The sequence below is a fragment of the Pseudidiomarina marina genome (assembly GCF_044807045.1).
Taxonomy (GTDB): domain Bacteria; phylum Pseudomonadota; class Gammaproteobacteria; order Enterobacterales; family Alteromonadaceae; genus Pseudidiomarina; species Pseudidiomarina marina.
In genome coordinates, this window is the sequence record NZ_CP085233.1 from 1,935,809 (window position 1) to 1,950,164 (window position 14,356).

The 14,356-nt window shown below is 45.3% G+C and carries 20 protein-coding genes; 8 read left to right on the forward strand and 12 right to left on the reverse strand.

Going from position 1 to position 14,356, the window contains the following annotated elements:
• The first annotated feature begins 33 nt into the window (after positions 1-33).
• From LG272_RS09215 to LG272_RS09225, 3 genes are all read left to right on the forward strand, one after another.
• Entirely contained in the window at positions 34-867 is an 834-nt protein-coding gene (locus LG272_RS09215) for an alpha/beta hydrolase (protein WP_404408116.1), read from the forward strand.
• Positions 857-1,225 carry a VOC family protein gene (locus tag LG272_RS09220; protein WP_404408118.1) on the forward strand — a complete coding sequence of 123 codons (369 nt, stop codon included), beginning with the start codon at positions 857-859 and terminating at the stop codon, positions 1,223-1,225. Before LG272_RS09215 ends, LG272_RS09220 begins: the two co-directional genes overlap by 11 nt.
• Before the next feature lie 178 nt (positions 1,226-1,403).
• The gene (locus LG272_RS09225; RefSeq protein WP_404408120.1) at positions 1,404-1,961 is read left to right on the forward strand and encodes a YcxB family protein; all 558 of its coding nucleotides are present in this window, start codon (positions 1,404-1,406) and stop codon (positions 1,959-1,961) included.
• Between the two features lie 37 nt (positions 1,962-1,998).
• Here the strand turns inward: LG272_RS09225 and LG272_RS09230 are convergent, their stop codons facing one another.
• The 6 genes from LG272_RS09230 to LG272_RS09255 all read right to left on the reverse strand — a co-directional run bounded on the left by LG272_RS09230 (position 1,999) and on the right by LG272_RS09255 (position 6,430).
• The gene (locus LG272_RS09230) at positions 1,999-2,397 is read right to left on the reverse strand and encodes a hypothetical protein (protein WP_404408122.1); all 399 of its coding nucleotides are present in this window, start codon (positions 2,395-2,397) and stop codon (positions 1,999-2,001) included.
• Positions 2,398-2,414: 17 nt separating this feature from the next.
• Entirely contained in the window at positions 2,415-3,680 is a 1,266-nt protein-coding gene (locus LG272_RS09235; RefSeq protein WP_404408124.1) for a DEAD/DEAH box helicase, read from the reverse strand.
• 76 nt (positions 3,681-3,756) lie between these two features.
• Positions 3,757-4,275 carry a GNAT family N-acetyltransferase gene (locus LG272_RS09240; RefSeq protein ID WP_404408126.1) on the reverse strand — a complete coding sequence of 173 codons (519 nt, stop codon included), beginning with the start codon at positions 4,273-4,275 and terminating at the stop codon, positions 3,757-3,759.
• On the reverse strand, positions 4,272-4,865 hold the full coding sequence (locus LG272_RS09245) for a DUF1294 domain-containing protein (protein ID WP_404408128.1): 594 nt from the start codon (positions 4,863-4,865) through the stop codon (positions 4,272-4,274). The genes LG272_RS09240 and LG272_RS09245 overlap by 4 nt, the downstream gene beginning before the upstream one ends.
• A 63-nt stretch (positions 4,866-4,928) precedes the next feature.
• Positions 4,929-5,882 carry a DUF429 domain-containing protein gene (locus LG272_RS09250; protein ID WP_404408130.1) on the reverse strand — a complete coding sequence of 318 codons (954 nt, stop codon included), beginning with the start codon at positions 5,880-5,882 and terminating at the stop codon, positions 4,929-4,931.
• Positions 5,882-6,430 (reverse strand): DUF924 family protein, encoded by a 549-nt coding sequence (locus LG272_RS09255; protein WP_126759047.1) that lies wholly within the window; start codon positions 6,428-6,430, stop codon positions 5,882-5,884. Before LG272_RS09255 ends, LG272_RS09250 begins: the two co-directional genes overlap by 1 nt.
• Before the next feature lie 75 nt (positions 6,431-6,505).
• On the opposite strand from LG272_RS09255, the gene LG272_RS09260 reads away from it, so the two are divergent.
• Both LG272_RS09260 and LG272_RS09265 read left to right on the forward strand, forming a co-directional pair.
• Entirely contained in the window at positions 6,506-7,195 is a 690-nt protein-coding gene (locus LG272_RS09260; RefSeq protein WP_404408132.1) for an aspartate/glutamate racemase family protein, read from the forward strand.
• Between the two features lie 7 nt (positions 7,196-7,202).
• On the forward strand, positions 7,203-7,691 hold the full coding sequence (locus LG272_RS09265) for a GNAT family N-acetyltransferase (RefSeq protein ID WP_404408134.1): 489 nt from the start codon (positions 7,203-7,205) through the stop codon (positions 7,689-7,691).
• 93 nt (positions 7,692-7,784) lie between these two features.
• Here LG272_RS09265 and LG272_RS09270 read toward each other — a convergent pair whose 3' ends face one another.
• On the reverse strand, positions 7,785-8,390 hold the full coding sequence (locus LG272_RS09270) for a peroxiredoxin (protein WP_130202796.1): 606 nt from the start codon (positions 8,388-8,390) through the stop codon (positions 7,785-7,787).
• Between the two features lie 27 nt (positions 8,391-8,417).
• Positions 8,418-8,756, reverse strand: a complete 339-nt coding sequence (locus LG272_RS09275) for a Grx4 family monothiol glutaredoxin (RefSeq protein WP_126759050.1) — start codon at positions 8,754-8,756, stop codon at positions 8,418-8,420.
• A gap of 249 nt (positions 8,757-9,005) precedes the next feature.
• Here LG272_RS09275 and sodB point away from each other — a divergent pair, with 249 nt between their 5' ends.
• Entirely contained in the window at positions 9,006-9,587 is a 582-nt protein-coding gene (gene sodB, locus LG272_RS09280; RefSeq protein WP_126759051.1) for a superoxide dismutase [Fe], read from the forward strand.
• 134 nt (positions 9,588-9,721) lie between these two features.
• Complete coding sequence (locus LG272_RS09285; RefSeq protein WP_404408137.1) at positions 9,722-10,798, forward strand: NADH:flavin oxidoreductase; 1,077 nt, start codon at positions 9,722-9,724, stop codon at positions 10,796-10,798.
• A gap of 47 nt (positions 10,799-10,845) precedes the next feature.
• Here the strand turns inward: LG272_RS09285 and fadR are convergent, their stop codons facing one another.
• Positions 10,846-11,556, reverse strand: coding sequence for a fatty acid metabolism transcriptional regulator FadR (fadR, locus tag LG272_RS09290; RefSeq protein ID WP_404408139.1), 711 nt, complete (start codon positions 11,554-11,556; stop codon positions 10,846-10,848).
• A 186-nt stretch (positions 11,557-11,742) separates the two neighbouring features.
• Between fadR and dsbB the strand changes: the two genes are divergently transcribed.
• Positions 11,743-12,264, forward strand: a complete 522-nt coding sequence (gene dsbB, locus LG272_RS09295; RefSeq protein WP_404408141.1) for a disulfide bond formation protein DsbB — start codon at positions 11,743-11,745, stop codon at positions 12,262-12,264.
• Here dsbB and LG272_RS09300 read toward each other — a convergent pair.
• Genes LG272_RS09300 through LG272_RS09310 form a run of 3 tightly spaced genes read right to left on the reverse strand, consistent with a single transcriptional unit; the run spans position 12,261 to position 14,321 of the window.
• Positions 12,261-12,719, reverse strand: coding sequence for a YcgN family cysteine cluster protein (locus LG272_RS09300; protein ID WP_126759055.1), 459 nt, complete (start codon positions 12,717-12,719; stop codon positions 12,261-12,263). The two genes, dsbB and LG272_RS09300, sit on opposite strands and share 4 nt — an antisense overlap.
• Positions 12,720-12,722: 3 nt before the next feature.
• Entirely contained in the window at positions 12,723-13,367 is a 645-nt protein-coding gene (locus LG272_RS09305) for a fumarylacetoacetate hydrolase family protein (RefSeq protein ID WP_126759056.1), read from the reverse strand.
• 6 nt (positions 13,368-13,373) lie between these two features.
• The gene (locus LG272_RS09310; protein ID WP_404409982.1) at positions 13,374-14,321 is read right to left on the reverse strand and encodes a lytic transglycosylase domain-containing protein; all 948 of its coding nucleotides are present in this window, start codon (positions 14,319-14,321) and stop codon (positions 13,374-13,376) included.
• Between the last annotated feature and the right edge of the window lie 35 nt (positions 14,322-14,356).

Consider the following 14,356-nt stretch of genomic DNA (forward strand, 5'->3'; position numbering starts at 1 on the left):
AACTTTCGATTCTCACTTATTTTTATTGGAGCAATGACTTGCCTTCTAGCGGCCTGCTCTTCCACGCCACCTAAAAATTCAGCAATTACTCAGGATTCTGAACAAGTACATAAAATATCACCCATTGAATACCTTCCTGCGCTCGCCGGAGATTATTTCAAACTACAGTCAACTGCCGTTGGACGCCCTTATCACATCTTTGTTCGCTTGCCTGAAGGGTACGATGCCAACACAAAACAATATCCGGTGGTTTACCTACTGGACGGTGATAGCCTTTTTCCATTACTTTCACCTACCCACCTATTTTTGACCTATGATGAAAATTTGCCTGAAGCAATCATAGTCGGGATTGCATACGGCGGCTTCGGCGACATCAACAAACGTGATATTGATTTTACTGCGCCAGCCGCAGACGGAAAACTAGAAATAGACGGTGCACCGAAGTTCTTAAAATTCTTGAAAACCGAACTTATACCGCGAATTGAACACAGCTATCGAGCCGATTCCGATAGAAGAATTTTATTTGGACAATCACGTGGCGGATATTTCACACTGTGGTCAGCTCTAGCCGACCCTGATTTGTTCTATGCGCGCATTGCGAGCAACCCAACAATTACACCGGGGCAAACGCGCTTTTTTGAGGCACCTAGTTTAGCGCCAAACTCCCAAGGTTTAGTCGCTGTCGCTACAGGCACACGTGACCGCGAAACTCGAATGGTATTTGCAAATCGTTGGACCAGTTATTGGAATGAACAGCCGAATCCGCCATGGCAATCCAAACACTTTATTATCGAAAATGGTACCCATGCTGCTACTGTGGGCGAAACGTACCGCCAAACGATGATCTGGATATTTAATGAACAATAAAAACTTCAATAACGAGAAGATTAATTACATTGAATTGCCAGCTCGCGACATTGAAGGCACAAAAGACTTCTTCGCGAAGGCTTTCGGTTGGGGTTTTGTCGACTATGGCCCTGATTACGCGGCCATACAACATGCTGGACTTGATGGTGGGTTTTATCGCTCAGACTTAGTGGCATCGACTAGCACTGGTAGCGCGCTAGTCGTGCTGTACAGTAAAGAGCTTGAAGCTAGTCAAACACGCGTTGAACAGGCTGGCGGCACAATTATAAAGCCAATTTTTGAGTTCCCTGGCGGGCGCCGCTTCCATTTCACCTGCCCTAGCGGCAATGAATATGCTGTTTGGTCTGATGTTATGTAAAGTTCGATTATTTTTGTTTATTAAAAAGGTTCATGCAATAGTGTGTACCGTTGTCGAACGGTTGATTTTTCAACAACCTATGACGATTTCCTTTTATGTCGCTCGAAGTCATAGATTGATTCACAAATAATCATTATAGATTTCAAATATCCAAATATGTACATGGAAGATTTATATCATGGTTAAAACCATAAATATCAATGAGAAAGATTATCTCGCCTACACCACATATGCATTTAAGCGTCTATCAGGTTCGCAACAGCAGAAAGGAGCTGCGTTTATCAAAACTGTGGCTATTTGGTGCATATTAGCGATCGCGTTTATGTTTATGTTTCGAATTAACTCAATATCGCTATCTAGTTTTCACTGGCCGTCTGCTGCATTAACAACATTACCTTTTATGGCTTTCATTATCGTTTATTTTGTCAACATGCATAAACTTCAAAAATCGAGCATTCCTAATGAGAATGGGATGATACTCGGAGAAAAAACGATAGAATTTAAGTCGGAAGGAATTATAGAAATAGGTTCACTTAGCAAATGTTTTTATAAATGGGAAAGCATTGGATCACTAGAAGAGAATAATGGTGACATTTATCTCTTTGTAGATAAATTAATAGCATTAATTATTCCTGCGAGATACTTCTCATCCGACGTCGAAAAAGAAGAGTTAAAGACAATAGTTCGAACTAACACAGGTGATCATATATTCCGGCACGGTAGACTTGAGAACTAATTACTCAAAAATTCTAACCTATTGTATTTTAGAGCATTCATATATTAGGTGAACAATCGTTAACAACCGCTAACCCCATATCGATATGCGCCACAATATAGCCATATTCTTTCTTTGAAAGGTTGCCACTGTCGAACTCACCTTCAGCAAGTTCATGATCCCAAGCCTTGCCGCAAGGCGCTGGAGGAATTGTCGTATCCAGTTCTAACAAATACTTTTGTTCTTGCTCGAGACGATGACCTGCCTCGACGGCATGTTTGGCGCAATGGCTTAAAGCATACTCAACGGCAAATTTATCGACGCTGGGCATGCCTACGAACTCTACCTCGCAGCCGAGAGTACGATTGCCTGCCTCATTCATATAAAACAGCTTGCCGGTGGTGCAAGCTGAAAGAATAAAAACTGCAGCGATAACAACAAAGTATTTGCTATTCACAATGGTTACCGGCTTGGTTAAGTTCGACGCTTGCGGTCACGCGATGGCTTTTTACCGCCACCAGAATTTTTATCACCACCACCTTGTGGCTTTCCAGCTCGACGCGGCGGGCGCGGCGCTTTCTTAGGCACCGGTGTTTTGCCGTTCAGCTCAACATCAGCAAAGCCTTCGAGCTTGTGACGCTCAATTGGTTGGCCAATCAGTTTCTCGATGGCTTTGAGTGTTTTAAACTCTTCGTCCATGACCAGCGAAATGGCGTGTCCAACCTGCCCTGCGCGGCCAGTACGACCAATACGGTGCACGTAATCTTCGGCCACCTGCGGCAAATCAAAGTTGATTACATACGGCAATTTTTCAATATCTAAGCCACGGGCGGCAATGTCCGTCGCAACCAACACTTGTACCTTGCCGGCCTTAAAGTCAGCTAAAGCTTTAGTACGTGCGCCTTGGCTTTTATTGCCATGAATTGCAGCAGCTAAAAATCCGTCGCCATCCAACTGTTTTACTAAGCGATTAGCGCCATGTTTGGTGCGCGAAAACACAATCACTTGCGGCAAATTGAGGTTGCGCAGAATTTGCATTAGCATGCGCGGCTTCTGACTCTTTTGTGCGGCATACATGATTTGATCAATACGCTCAGCAGTCGCATTTGGCGGCGCAACACTAATTTCAACTGGGTTATTCACTAGGCTTTTTGCAAGCGTACGAATCTCATCTGAGAACGTTGCTGAAAACATCAACGTTTGGCGCTTGGCTGGCAGTAACTTGATGATTTTTTTAATGTCATGAATGAAGCCCATATCGAGCATACGGTCAGCTTCATCAAGAACCAGCATTTCAAGTTTTGGAAAGCGAATGGCGTTTTGCTGGTAGAGGTCGAGCAATCGCCCCGGCGTTGCCACCAAAATATCGACGCCCTTGCGCAGTTTCATCATCTGCGGATTAATTTTCACGCCACCGAATACCACGGCGTAATTGAGCGGTAACCCAGCGCCGTAATTCATCACGCTTTCACCAACTTGCGCAGCTAATTCACGGGTCGGCGTCAAAATGAGTACACGTGCAGTATTTGCTTTCGCACGCTCATTATCTTTTAACATTTCAAGAATCGGTAAGGTAAAGCCAGCGGTTTTACCGGTGCCGGTTTGTGCTGCAGCCATCACGTCTTTACCAGCTAACACGGCTGGTATTGCTTGAGCTTGAATAGGGGTTGGTTCAGTATAACCTTGGCGTGTCAGGGCAGATAAAATTTCAGGGCAAAGTCCGAGTTCAGAAAAAGTCATGTATAAATGTGCAACTCAATTGTGATAAGAAGTTGCATTCTAACCGATTACAGCTCACACCGCAGTTAATTTCACTTTAAGTTAGTTCTATTAGGTAACGGCTAACCAAACTTCCGTTATCATTAATCTCAGAATGGAAAACTCCACCACACGCTTCAATCATTGCGCGTGAGGCAACGTTATGTGTATGACAGTGGATATGGGCCGTTTGAATGCCAAGTTCGCGAGCTTGCTCAAGGCTTAATTGGAGTAATTTAATTCCCAAACCTTGCCGGCGAAAGGATGGGCGAATACTTAAACCGATATGCCCGCCACAGTGCTCAATTTGAGCATTTAACCGATGCCGAATATTTGTGCAGCCGATGATTTCATGGTCCGCTACCATCCAAAATGTCGAGCTTTGCACAAATCCATCAGGCACCTTGGTTCCGTCGCGAATACCTTCGATGCGAGCCAACATAGCTTCAAAATCACGGTGATCAAAATCCAGCGGAAACGGATACCGCTCCTCGCTACCAAGCTCAGTGATATACGCGTCATAGCTCGCTTTCAATTTCGCCGTCGGCAATATAAGTTGATACACAAGATCCTTCACGACACCCATCCAAGAAGTCCCAGTTCGTCACCGTAGGAAACGAGATAACAAACGGCAGCAATATTCAGAATAACCGTCATGTAAAACACCGCACGAAACGAAGTTTTGCGTGTTTTATGGCGAAATTGTTGTTGTGCAATTAAGGCACCAGGCCAGCCACCAAGAAATGAAAGCCAATGCAAAACATTCTCCGGCGTGCGTTGATCGCCGTTTTGAGCGGCTCGTTTATCGATTGCATAAAAGAAATAGGTAACGGCACTTAACAAAGCAAAAATCCAAGAGACTTCAACCGGAAAATCAGTTAGTAAACTTGCGTAGCCGGTCGCGCCAATATACCCCATCGCGATAAGTAAAATGGGTAACATCAGCCAATCTGTTCTCTCACGAACATAGGTAACCTCAACCGCTCGAAGCTTACCGTCGGGTTGTTGCTGTAATTTAAAGGTAACTTCGTCACCTACTTTTGGCTTGCGGCGTCGATTTTCAAATTCCTTTATATGCGCAAACGTTTGCTGCTGCGAGCTCGCCATTTGCACAAACCCAAAGCCTTTATCCTCATTCCATTTCACCAAAACGCCATTGTGTCGCATGCTTTTATGTCCTTATAACGAAACACTCTGCGGATAACTCTTTCGCAATATTACGAATTCGTCTCACAGAAAGCGACGACGAAATTCAGCTTTACGTTGTTCTTGCGTTCCCTTCGATAAGCCTTTACAACGATGTGCCGCGTGAGCATCCCATCCCCACGGCCAACGTTTAAATTTATGCTCGTGACACGCCGGACAAACCTTTCTGTATTCGTTTAACCTTGGATGTGTTGATAGTAATTTTTTAGATGGCACCCAAACAACATCTTGGCTCTCGACATCTCCGAACACTTCTAATTCTGCTTCGTCTAGGCTAGCAACCCAGGCTGCGCTGTAAGCATCCACTTGGTCATGCATGCTACCAGCACTAATTCTCTTTAATAATTTCCAATCTCGCGGCGTCGCTGGCCAACCGGTGTATTGCGCTATGGCTTCTAATTGTAATTTCGGCACACCTTTACCGGTCTTGTGCGGGACATTAGGCATTAACCGACGGATGTTAGCTTGCGGGAATACCTCTAACACAGGTGCTATCGTCGCTAATTCGCGGGAAATCTCAAAGCCCGCAAGCATCCAAAGTTGCATGGCATGCGGAACCCGAGCCACCTCACCGCCTAACGCCAAATGGCGACGCACCTTGTTGGTTATTTCATCAAATTCGGGCTTTGACGGCGTTTTATAACACCGAATACCGGCTTGGTTGAGTTCGCGCTCCGCAATGCGGTAATCCAACGCGCTTGAGCGTGGACGCAACGGTGAATCAATACCGATTCGCTCGGGCGTTGCTCCATAAAAATGACAAACATCGATAATATATTCACGAATCTGCCGCGCATAATTCAAATTATATTCGTGCTCTACAACGAGTTTGTTGCCATGCCCATATGGCGCTGCGAAGGGAAGTTCTTTCACCGGCAACGGAATTAATCGCCCTTCCCGTTTTTCAACAAATACAATCGGAATGCGCTTTTTCACCGCGCACGAAACATCAACCCCAATAAACACCGAACGAGACATTAGAACGACGAACCCGGTTGCTGTAAAAACGTCAATTCTTCATTTGTAGATTCGCGCCCGAGTATTGCGTTACGATGCGGATAGCGGCCGTACTTATCAATAATTTCTTTGTGTTTTAATTCGAAGTCGTAATTGGTTTCTAAACCGGGTTGATTAAATAATTGAACGGCTTGCTGATGAATCAATGCCGATTCACTATGCATATAAGGCATATATAAGAAGGCCTTTTCGGCAGCATTAAAATCGGCATCTACCTTTAATGCTACAGCTTCTTGCGCCAGTACTAATGCCATCGCGTCTTGCGCGAACGAAGCTGGCGTATCTCGGTAAACATTTCGCGAAAATTGGTCCAACACGATAATTTCTGCGAGACGCCCCTTAACCGACTCTCGCCACTGCCAGAGTTCACCCTGAGAGGCCGCTTCAAGCGTTGTACCAAATCGCCGCTTTATCGTTTCGTCTAAGACGTCACTTTTAGCAAACCACTGTTGAGGCGTCAGTTCGTGAAACCAAAAATTTAAAACATCAGCAAAGTCATATAATTTCATGCTATAAATTCCTTAGTGCTTGATTGAATGTAACGCTTCATCAATAAGCGCACAAGTATAAGGGGGTAAGGACGCATGAAAACAATCGGAATCATCGGCGGTATGAGTTGGGAATCGACTCAAACGTACTATCGGTTGATTAACCAAAAGGTGCGCGAACAGCTTGGCGGTTTACATTCAGCCAAAGTCATTCTTTACAGTGTCGATTTCGCCGAAATAGAACCCTTACAACACGCCGGAGATTGGGCAGGTACGGCCGATATATTGGCTGAAGCTGCACAAGCTCTCGAAACGGCCGGCGCCGACTTTATTGTACTTGCGACCAATACGATGCATAAAGTATCACCCGAAATTGAGCTTGCTGTGAACATCCCCCTACTCCACATTGCTGATGCAACAGCGGCTGCACTACAAGCGGATAATATTACCACCGTAGGACTCCTCGGCACCAAATTCACCATGGAACAAGATTTCTACCGTGACCGCCTCGAGTCGCACGGTATTTGCGTTGTTGTTCCAGAAATAAGAGAACGAAACCGTATTCACGAAGTGATTTTCAAAGAGCTTTGCCTGGGCAAAACTGAACCGCAATCAAAAGCAGATTACTTAAATATTATCAACAAGCTTGGTGAATATGGCGCAGATGCCATCATTTTAGGCTGCACGGAAATCGGGTTACTCATCGATCAGGCGGATACATCAATAAAACTATACGACACAACCGAAATTCACGCCGACCAAGCCGTCAAATTCGCCTTAAAATAAAAACACTATGAAGAATAACAAACAGACCATTATCAAATTTCTTGCGGAAGTGCCTGAATCATCTCATGTCATAGCTAAATGGTATTTCGATGAATGGGGAGCTCTCGATGAATCGATTACGCTCGAATATATGCATGATGTAGTGCGAAAGAAGATCGCAAATAAAGATCAGATTCCATTGAGTTTAGTTGTGTTTGTCGACGACGATATTGCTGGCGTGGCAGAATTAAAATTTCACGAGAATAAGAACTTCCCAGAATATACCCATTGGCTTGGTGGTATTTTTGTTCCCCCTCAATATCGTGGCATAGGTCTCGCATCCAAACTCATCAACAAAGCAAAAGCTGTCGCAGAAGAACTGAACGTGAAACAGTTATATCTGCAAACCGAACCCAAAAATATCAGCCTTTACGAAAGTCACAATTTTAAGCAACTTCACACCGCAGAGCATATGGGTATTCAAACAACCATCATGGTTACCAATCTTGCAAAATAAAAAAGGCCGCCCGAAGGCGACCTCTTGTTCTTTAGTCTTTCGTTTTCCGAATAACGAATAACGAATAACGAATAACCAATAACGCTTTTTGTTTTACAGCTTGCTAGCGTTCTTAGAAAGGTAATCAGCAACACCCTTAGGATCAGCCTTCATACCTTCATCACCTTCTTTCCAACCAGCTGGACATACATCGCCATGCTTCTGGTGGAAGTTCAACGCGTCAACTAAACGAATCATTTCATCAATGTTACGACCTAATGGCAAGTCGTTTACGATTTGGTGACGAACTAAACCGTCTTCGTCAATTAAGAAGGATGCACGGAAAGCAACGCCCGCTTCTGGATGCTCAACGTCATAAGCACGGCAAATTGAGTGTTTTACGTCTGCAACCAATGGATATTTCACTTGGCCGATACCGCCGTCTGCTTCAGCGGTGTTACGCCATGCGTTGTGCGTGAATTGTGAATCGATAGAAACACCAATAACTTCAACGCCACGCTTTTTGAACTCTTCTAAACGGTGATCAAATGCGATCAACTCAGAAGGGCAAACGAAAGTGAAGTCGAGTGGATAGAAGAAAACAACCGCTTTCTTGCCTTTAATTTGCTCGTGCAAGTTAAAGTTTTCAACAATTTCGCCAGTACCTAGTACGGCAGCTGCAGTGAAGTTAGGAGCCTTACGACCTACTAATACACCCATGGTTTATCTCCATTTAGTTGTTTAAGTTTATTCAGCTTCTGGCGCCGGATGACGCGCAGCAACTTCGTTAATTAATTCTTGTAATTCGCCTTTTTGGAACATTTCCAAAATAATGTCACAACCACCAACTAACTCGCCTTCAACCCACAATTGCGGGAACGTTGGCCAATCAGCAAATTTCGGCAATTCAGCGCGGATATCTGGGTTTTGCAATATATCCACATACGCAAAAGCTTGACCACAGCTCATGAGAGCTTGTGAAGCTTGCGATGAGAAGCCACAGCTTGGTAACTTCGGTGAACCTTTCATGTACAACAGAATCGGGTTTTCTGCGATCTGTTGCTTAATTTTTTCAACAGTTTCCATGACTACCTCAGGTAATGAGCGTTTCTAACGGCGCGCATTATACCATGTTCAGAAAACACATTCAGTACGCGAAACCGTCATAAAGAAGTTATACTTTAGGGTAAAGTTAACCCTTGAAATAAACTTTTGTGCCACAATTTAACTATATAGTGACGGCAAGTTTTGAATTCAATGGTAAAATAGCCGGAATTCAGAACAAACAATCAAACGTACAACACATTCATTTCTCAACAACAACGGAGAGTCGACATGGCATTTGAATTACCAGCATTGCCTTACGAGAAAAATGCACTTGAGCCACATATTTCAGCAGAAACCATTGAATATCACTATGGTAAACATCACCAAACTTACGTGACTAAGCTGAACGATGCGGTAAAAGGCACCGATATGGAAGGCAAGTCACTCGAAGATATTATCAAAACTTCAAAAGGCGGCGTATTTAACAACGCAGCTCAAGTTTGGAACCACACGTTCTATTGGCATTGTTTAAGCCCAAATGGCGGCGGTAAGCCAACTGGCGCTGTTGCTGATGCAATTAACGCAGCATTCGGTTCGTTCGATAAGTTCAAAGAAGAGTTCAGCGCACAAGCAGCTGGCAACTTCGGTTCTGGCTGGACTTGGTTGGTGAAAAAAGCAGACGGTTCAGTTGCAATCGTGAACACCAGCAACGCTGAAACCCCATTAACTGATTCGTCAGTAACGCCTATCCTGACCGTTGATGTTTGGGAGCACGCTTACTACATCGATTACCGTAATGCGCGTCCTAACTACTTAAACGCGTTCTGGAACTTGGTAAACTGGGACTTCGTAGCGAAAAACTTCGCTTAAGTCTGATTTATTCAAACGGCCAATGCCCATAAGGGGTTGGCCGTTTTTTAATTCCTCCCGCCCTGATCAATTTCCTTGTAAATCACGTAATCATCCCCACTAAAGTTATATAACTTAATTTGAAGTGAGGGCTTATGTTTATTGATGTACCCAATCGTTTTACCGTCGCACCAATGACGCGCACCAGTGCGGATGAGCATGGTGTTCCAACCGCCATCATGGGTGATTATTACGAACGCTTTGCCAAAGGCGGCTTCGGTTTGGTAATTACCGAAGGTGTTTACACCGATGTTCGCGCCTCACAAGGCTATGTGAATCAACCTGGTATCATTAATGCTGCGCAAGCTGACGCTTGGCGAAATATTGTTGAGCGCATTCATGCGTCCGGTAGTAAAGCCATCATGCAACTGATGCACGCTGGCGCACAAATGCAACACAGCAATTTCGTTGATCAACCAATAGCACCAAGCACTGTGCAGCCAAAAGGTGAGCCATTAAGTTTATACGGCGATGTGCCAGGTTGGTTGGAGCCGAAAGAAGCTTCGCTGAGCGACCTTGAACATGCACTAAATGGTTTTGTCGCTTCCGCAAAAAGAGCCGAGGAAATTGGCTTTGATGGCGTTGAGTTGCATGCTGCGAATGGGTATTTGTTGAATGAATTTTTGAGTACTCACTTTAATCAACGTGAGGATGAATTTGGCGGCTCACTCGATAAGCGTATTGCGTTTGTTGAACGCGTCGTTCGCGCTGTCCGTAGCGCCGTCAGTGACAACTTTGCGGTTGGCATTCGAATCGGCCAGATTACTGTTACCGACAATGACTATCAATGGCCTGAAGGTGAAGCCGCAGCGGTAAAATTAGTGCGTATTTTAGCTGACGCCGGCGTCGATTTTATTCATACCACCGACACATCAGTTGCCCGTAAGCCTTTTGCTGATGGCAGTGACAAAACACTGGCTGACATTGTTGCGGCTGAAACGAACGTTGGTTTGATAATCAATGGCGGAATTGATGAGACGAATTACGCGGACTATGCCGCGAAATTCCCAAATGCTTTACTTGCCTTAGGTAAAAAAGCATTAGCGAACCCAGACTTCCCAGAGCGTTTTAAAGCAGGTGATACATTGGTGGATCTAGATTTTCAAATGTTATTGCCAAAGGCCACGTTAGAGAACGAGTGGAAATGGCGCGCCGAGCAAGGCGTCGAGTAAATCAGACTGAAGCTTTGTCGAGTAACAGCGGTTACTCGACAACATCTTTATTCGACTAGATTATCTGGGATATCACCACGCATGCTGTGCCAGATACGGCCTGATTGGTAACCATATTCACGAACCAGTAAGACCGCGTCATCACGGCGCGAGTCAGCCGCCATTTCTCTTAAGTCAGCGTAGTACTTGCGAGCCAACTTACGTGCATCATCGTTTGAGAAATAGAAATTACCAATGCGTGAATATAATCCTTTAAAGCCATTCAATACCAATACGTAAATTGGATTGCCAGATGCCATCGCAAGATCATGATTCAAACGATAATCATATTGGCTAAAGGCTTCAGCTGAATCTTCAAGCGACTCAGCTTCTTTTAATAGTTCGACAACCTTTTCTGGTGCATTGCGAACTGCTTGGCGAATATAGATAGCACTAATGTTGGTGCGAGCAGATAGTAACTGATCGACTAACTCAGGCATGCCATCTTCATCAAGTCGCGCTAGCGTCTCAAGGATATTAAGCCCCGACGTTTCCCAAAAATTATTGACCCGCGTTGGCTTGCCATGCTGGATAGTCAACCAACCATCACGGGCCAAACGCTGCAACACTTCGCGCAAGGTCGTACGGGTAACACCAATCAGCTCGGACAACTCACGCTCTGCTGGTAAGATAGTGCCGGGTGCAAAATGCCCGTTCCAGATTGATTTTACGATGTATTCCTCGGCAAAACCTGCTGGACTTTGTGCCTTAATAATCATGAAGTGGCCTGTATTTTGAATAACGTTACCTAATGTAGGGTTACTATTTGTTATAATCCATTGCCTGATTCTATCAGTCTTTTCAATGGTCGGACAAGTTTTGTAAAGCTTCTTAACCCAATCTTATCGACAATCAATTTAGGCTCAGGTATGGTTCTTGGCAAATAATTATAAGGCGGTGATTTTATGCTAACTTTTTTGGCCAAACTTCCAGCACAGCGTAACGCTTGGGCAATTCTTTCTGCATCCTGCTTTGCATTGTTAGCAGCGGCGTTGTTTTTCCAATACCAGCTTGGCTTAGAGCCCTGTGTGAAATGTATTTATCAGCGCACCGCCATACTTGGCATTGGTATAGCCGCATTAATTCCACTGTTCGCGCCGCAGCTCCTAGTGACTCGTTTACTGGGTTTTGCCGGATGGCTAGTTGCCGCTATTTGGGGTTGGCTAATTGCCCGTGAACATCTCGAAATTCAAAATTCAGAAAACTCGTGGTTTATTGTTTGCGACACCTTCCCTAACTTCCCTAGCTGGATGCCGTTGCATGAATGGTTTCCAAATTTCTTTGCTGCCCCTGGGCAATGTGGGGAAATTGACTGGCAATTTGCCGGTTTAAGTATGCCCGGCTGGATGCAGGTGATCTTTGCAACCTATACGATTATCGCCATTGCCGTTATTCTTGCGCGCTTGGTGAAATTCAAAACCGTTTAATTGGTATCGCGTAGCGGCCAAGTCACAATACGAAGTTCGAGATCTTCTTCCACTGCATCTTCGCTGTCGACTAAGCCTGCTGCGCTCATACCAGCGGCAATCATTGGCACCCTTGAACCGGCATGATACAACGGGTGCCAAGAGGCCAACCCACGCCCCTCGGCTAAACGACGATAAGCACAGCTGGTCGGCATGTAGTCTAAGTCATAAACGTTGTCTGGCGTAATGACAACACAGTCCGGCACATGCTGCTTACGGTTAGCGTAATCTGAGCATTGCGCCGTTTTGGTATTGAGTAATCGACAACTGACATCGGTATAGTGAATCACTTCGTCGTTGTCAGATTCGTCAATGAGCTTATGCAAGCAACACTTACCGCACCCATCACAAAGACTTTCCCACTCCTCGTGGGTTAATTCGTTTAACGCTTTATCTTTCCAAAATTGACCGCTCACAGTTTACTCGGCTGCTCGCACATCACCAGACCATCGCCACTGCTGCCCGTCATTTTTAAGGGTTAACTCAAGCTTATCGCCTAAACCCAGCGCGGCGACGCCAGCCGGCGTTCCAGTCAAAACGACATCACCCGGCACTAACGTAAACTGTTGTGAAATATCCGCCAGCAAATCGGCAATAGCAAAAATCATTTCGCTTGATTTGCCGTGCTGTCGAAGTTCACCATTCACCGACAACGCAATATCAAAATCTGCATCGGCATTAAATTCAACACGCTCAACCATCGGTCCGAGCACACATGAGCCATCGAATGCCTTCGCCCGCTCCCACGGTTGCCCTTGTGCTTTTAGTTCGCTTTGCACTTGGCGTAACGTTAAATCAAGCGCGACACCGTAACCTGCAACGGCTTTTATTGCTTGTTCTGGCGTCGCTTTACGTAATGGAATGCCAATATAAACAGCCAATTCAATTTCATGTTGGCATTCGCCTTGGTCGGTTGGAATGCGCACTTCAGGAAGGCGGGTAATTGATGATGGCGGCTTCATAAATAACAATGGCCGAGTCGGCACGGGATTATTTAGTTCAGCGGCATGGTCAACATAGTTACGGCCTACACAGACAATTTTACTTGGCGGTTGTAATCCCATACGTGATTACCTCGGGAAACGAATACGGTCGGACAAATACCCTACCGCCGCCACAAAATAATGCGAGCGGTTCCAACGCATCAACGCATCGTAGTTGTTGTACGCTAAAAATACACGGCCTTGTTTATCATCGGGTATCACCACCGATGCTTCAATGTCGTCGCGCTTGGGTAAATCGCCGCCATCGTAGCGACGGACACCGAGTTCCTGCCATTCTGACAACGACTTTTTCACCTTCAACGAAGCTAATTCAGTATCAAATTCTTCAGGCAGTTGTACCTGGCGGCCCCAAGTAACGTCGTCACGCCAGCCAACCGATTTCAGGTAATTTGCCGCTGAGGCAAATACGTCGCCTTGCGAACCCCAAATATCTTTACGACCGTCGCCATCGTAATCAACCGCATATGACATAAATGAACTCGGCATAAACTGCGCTTGCCCCATTGCGCCAGCCCAAGATCCCTTCATTTGCTCAATCGGAATATGACCTTCTTCAACAATCGTCAGTGCGTGCCAAAGTTCTTTCTTGAAAAACTCCTCGCGACGACCTTCATAAGCCATGGTAGTTAAGGCAGAGATAACATCCATACCACCTGTAAAGGCACCAAAATTCGTTTCAATACCCCACAGCGCCACAATAAAACGTGGTTGCACGCCGTATTCGGCACCAATCTTTTCGAGTAAATCTCGATGCTGCTCGTACATTCCTACTGCTTTTTTAGCCTTCCACTCTGGTACTGCTCGCGGCAAATAGGTATCAAGCGTCAGTTTGAATTCAGGTTGATTACGATCAGCTTTCACTGAGCGTTGGTAAAACTGAACGTTGGCAAATGCCGTTTCTAAGGTTTGTTGGCTGTAACCATCAGCAAGTGCCTCTTGCTTGAGCTGCTCAACATAGGTAGCAAAACCCTCTTCGCCCTTTTCTTCAGCTACTGCTATCCCGGGCACCGCCATAAATATTACCGCTAAAGTTAGATTACGGACGACTT

Coding starts and splice junctions, on each gene's coding strand:
- LG272_RS09215 (WP_404408116.1), top strand. CDS start 34: ATGACTTGCCTTCTAGCGGCCTGCTCTTCCACGCCACCTAAAAATTCA.
- LG272_RS09220 (WP_404408118.1), top strand. CDS start 857: ATGAACAATAAAAACTTCAATAACGAGAAGATTAATTACATTGAATTG.
- LG272_RS09225 (WP_404408120.1), top strand. CDS start 1,404: ATGGTTAAAACCATAAATATCAATGAGAAAGATTATCTCGCCTACACC.
- LG272_RS09235 (WP_404408124.1), bottom strand. CDS start 3,680: ATGACTTTTTCTGAACTCGGACTTTGCCCTGAAATTTTATCTGCCCTG.
- LG272_RS09245 (WP_404408128.1), bottom strand. CDS start 4,865: ATGCGACACAATGGCGTTTTGGTGAAATGGAATGAGGATAAAGGCTTT.
- LG272_RS09250 (WP_404408130.1), bottom strand. CDS start 5,882: ATGTCTCGTTCGGTGTTTATTGGGGTTGATGTTTCGTGCGCGGTGAAA.
- LG272_RS09255 (WP_126759047.1), bottom strand. CDS start 6,430: ATGAAATTATATGACTTTGCTGATGTTTTAAATTTTTGGTTTCACGAA.
- LG272_RS09260 (WP_404408132.1), top strand. CDS start 6,506: ATGAAAACAATCGGAATCATCGGCGGTATGAGTTGGGAATCGACTCAA.
- LG272_RS09265 (WP_404408134.1), top strand. CDS start 7,203: ATGAAGAATAACAAACAGACCATTATCAAATTTCTTGCGGAAGTGCCT.
- LG272_RS09270 (WP_130202796.1), bottom strand. CDS start 8,390: ATGGGTGTATTAGTAGGTCGTAAGGCTCCTAACTTCACTGCAGCTGCC.
- LG272_RS09275 (WP_126759050.1), bottom strand. CDS start 8,756: ATGGAAACTGTTGAAAAAATTAAGCAACAGATCGCAGAAAACCCGATT.
- sodB (WP_126759051.1), top strand. CDS start 9,006: ATGGCATTTGAATTACCAGCATTGCCTTACGAGAAAAATGCACTTGAG.
- LG272_RS09285 (WP_404408137.1), top strand. CDS start 9,722: ATGTTTATTGATGTACCCAATCGTTTTACCGTCGCACCAATGACGCGC.
- fadR (WP_404408139.1), bottom strand. CDS start 11,556: ATGATTATTAAGGCACAAAGTCCAGCAGGTTTTGCCGAGGAATACATC.
- dsbB (WP_404408141.1), top strand. CDS start 11,743: ATGCTAACTTTTTTGGCCAAACTTCCAGCACAGCGTAACGCTTGGGCA.
- LG272_RS09305 (WP_126759056.1), bottom strand. CDS start 13,367: ATGGGATTACAACCGCCAAGTAAAATTGTCTGTGTAGGCCGTAACTAT.
- LG272_RS09310 (WP_404409982.1), bottom strand. CDS start 14,321: ATGGCGGTGCCCGGGATAGCAGTAGCTGAAGAAAAGGGCGAAGAGGGT.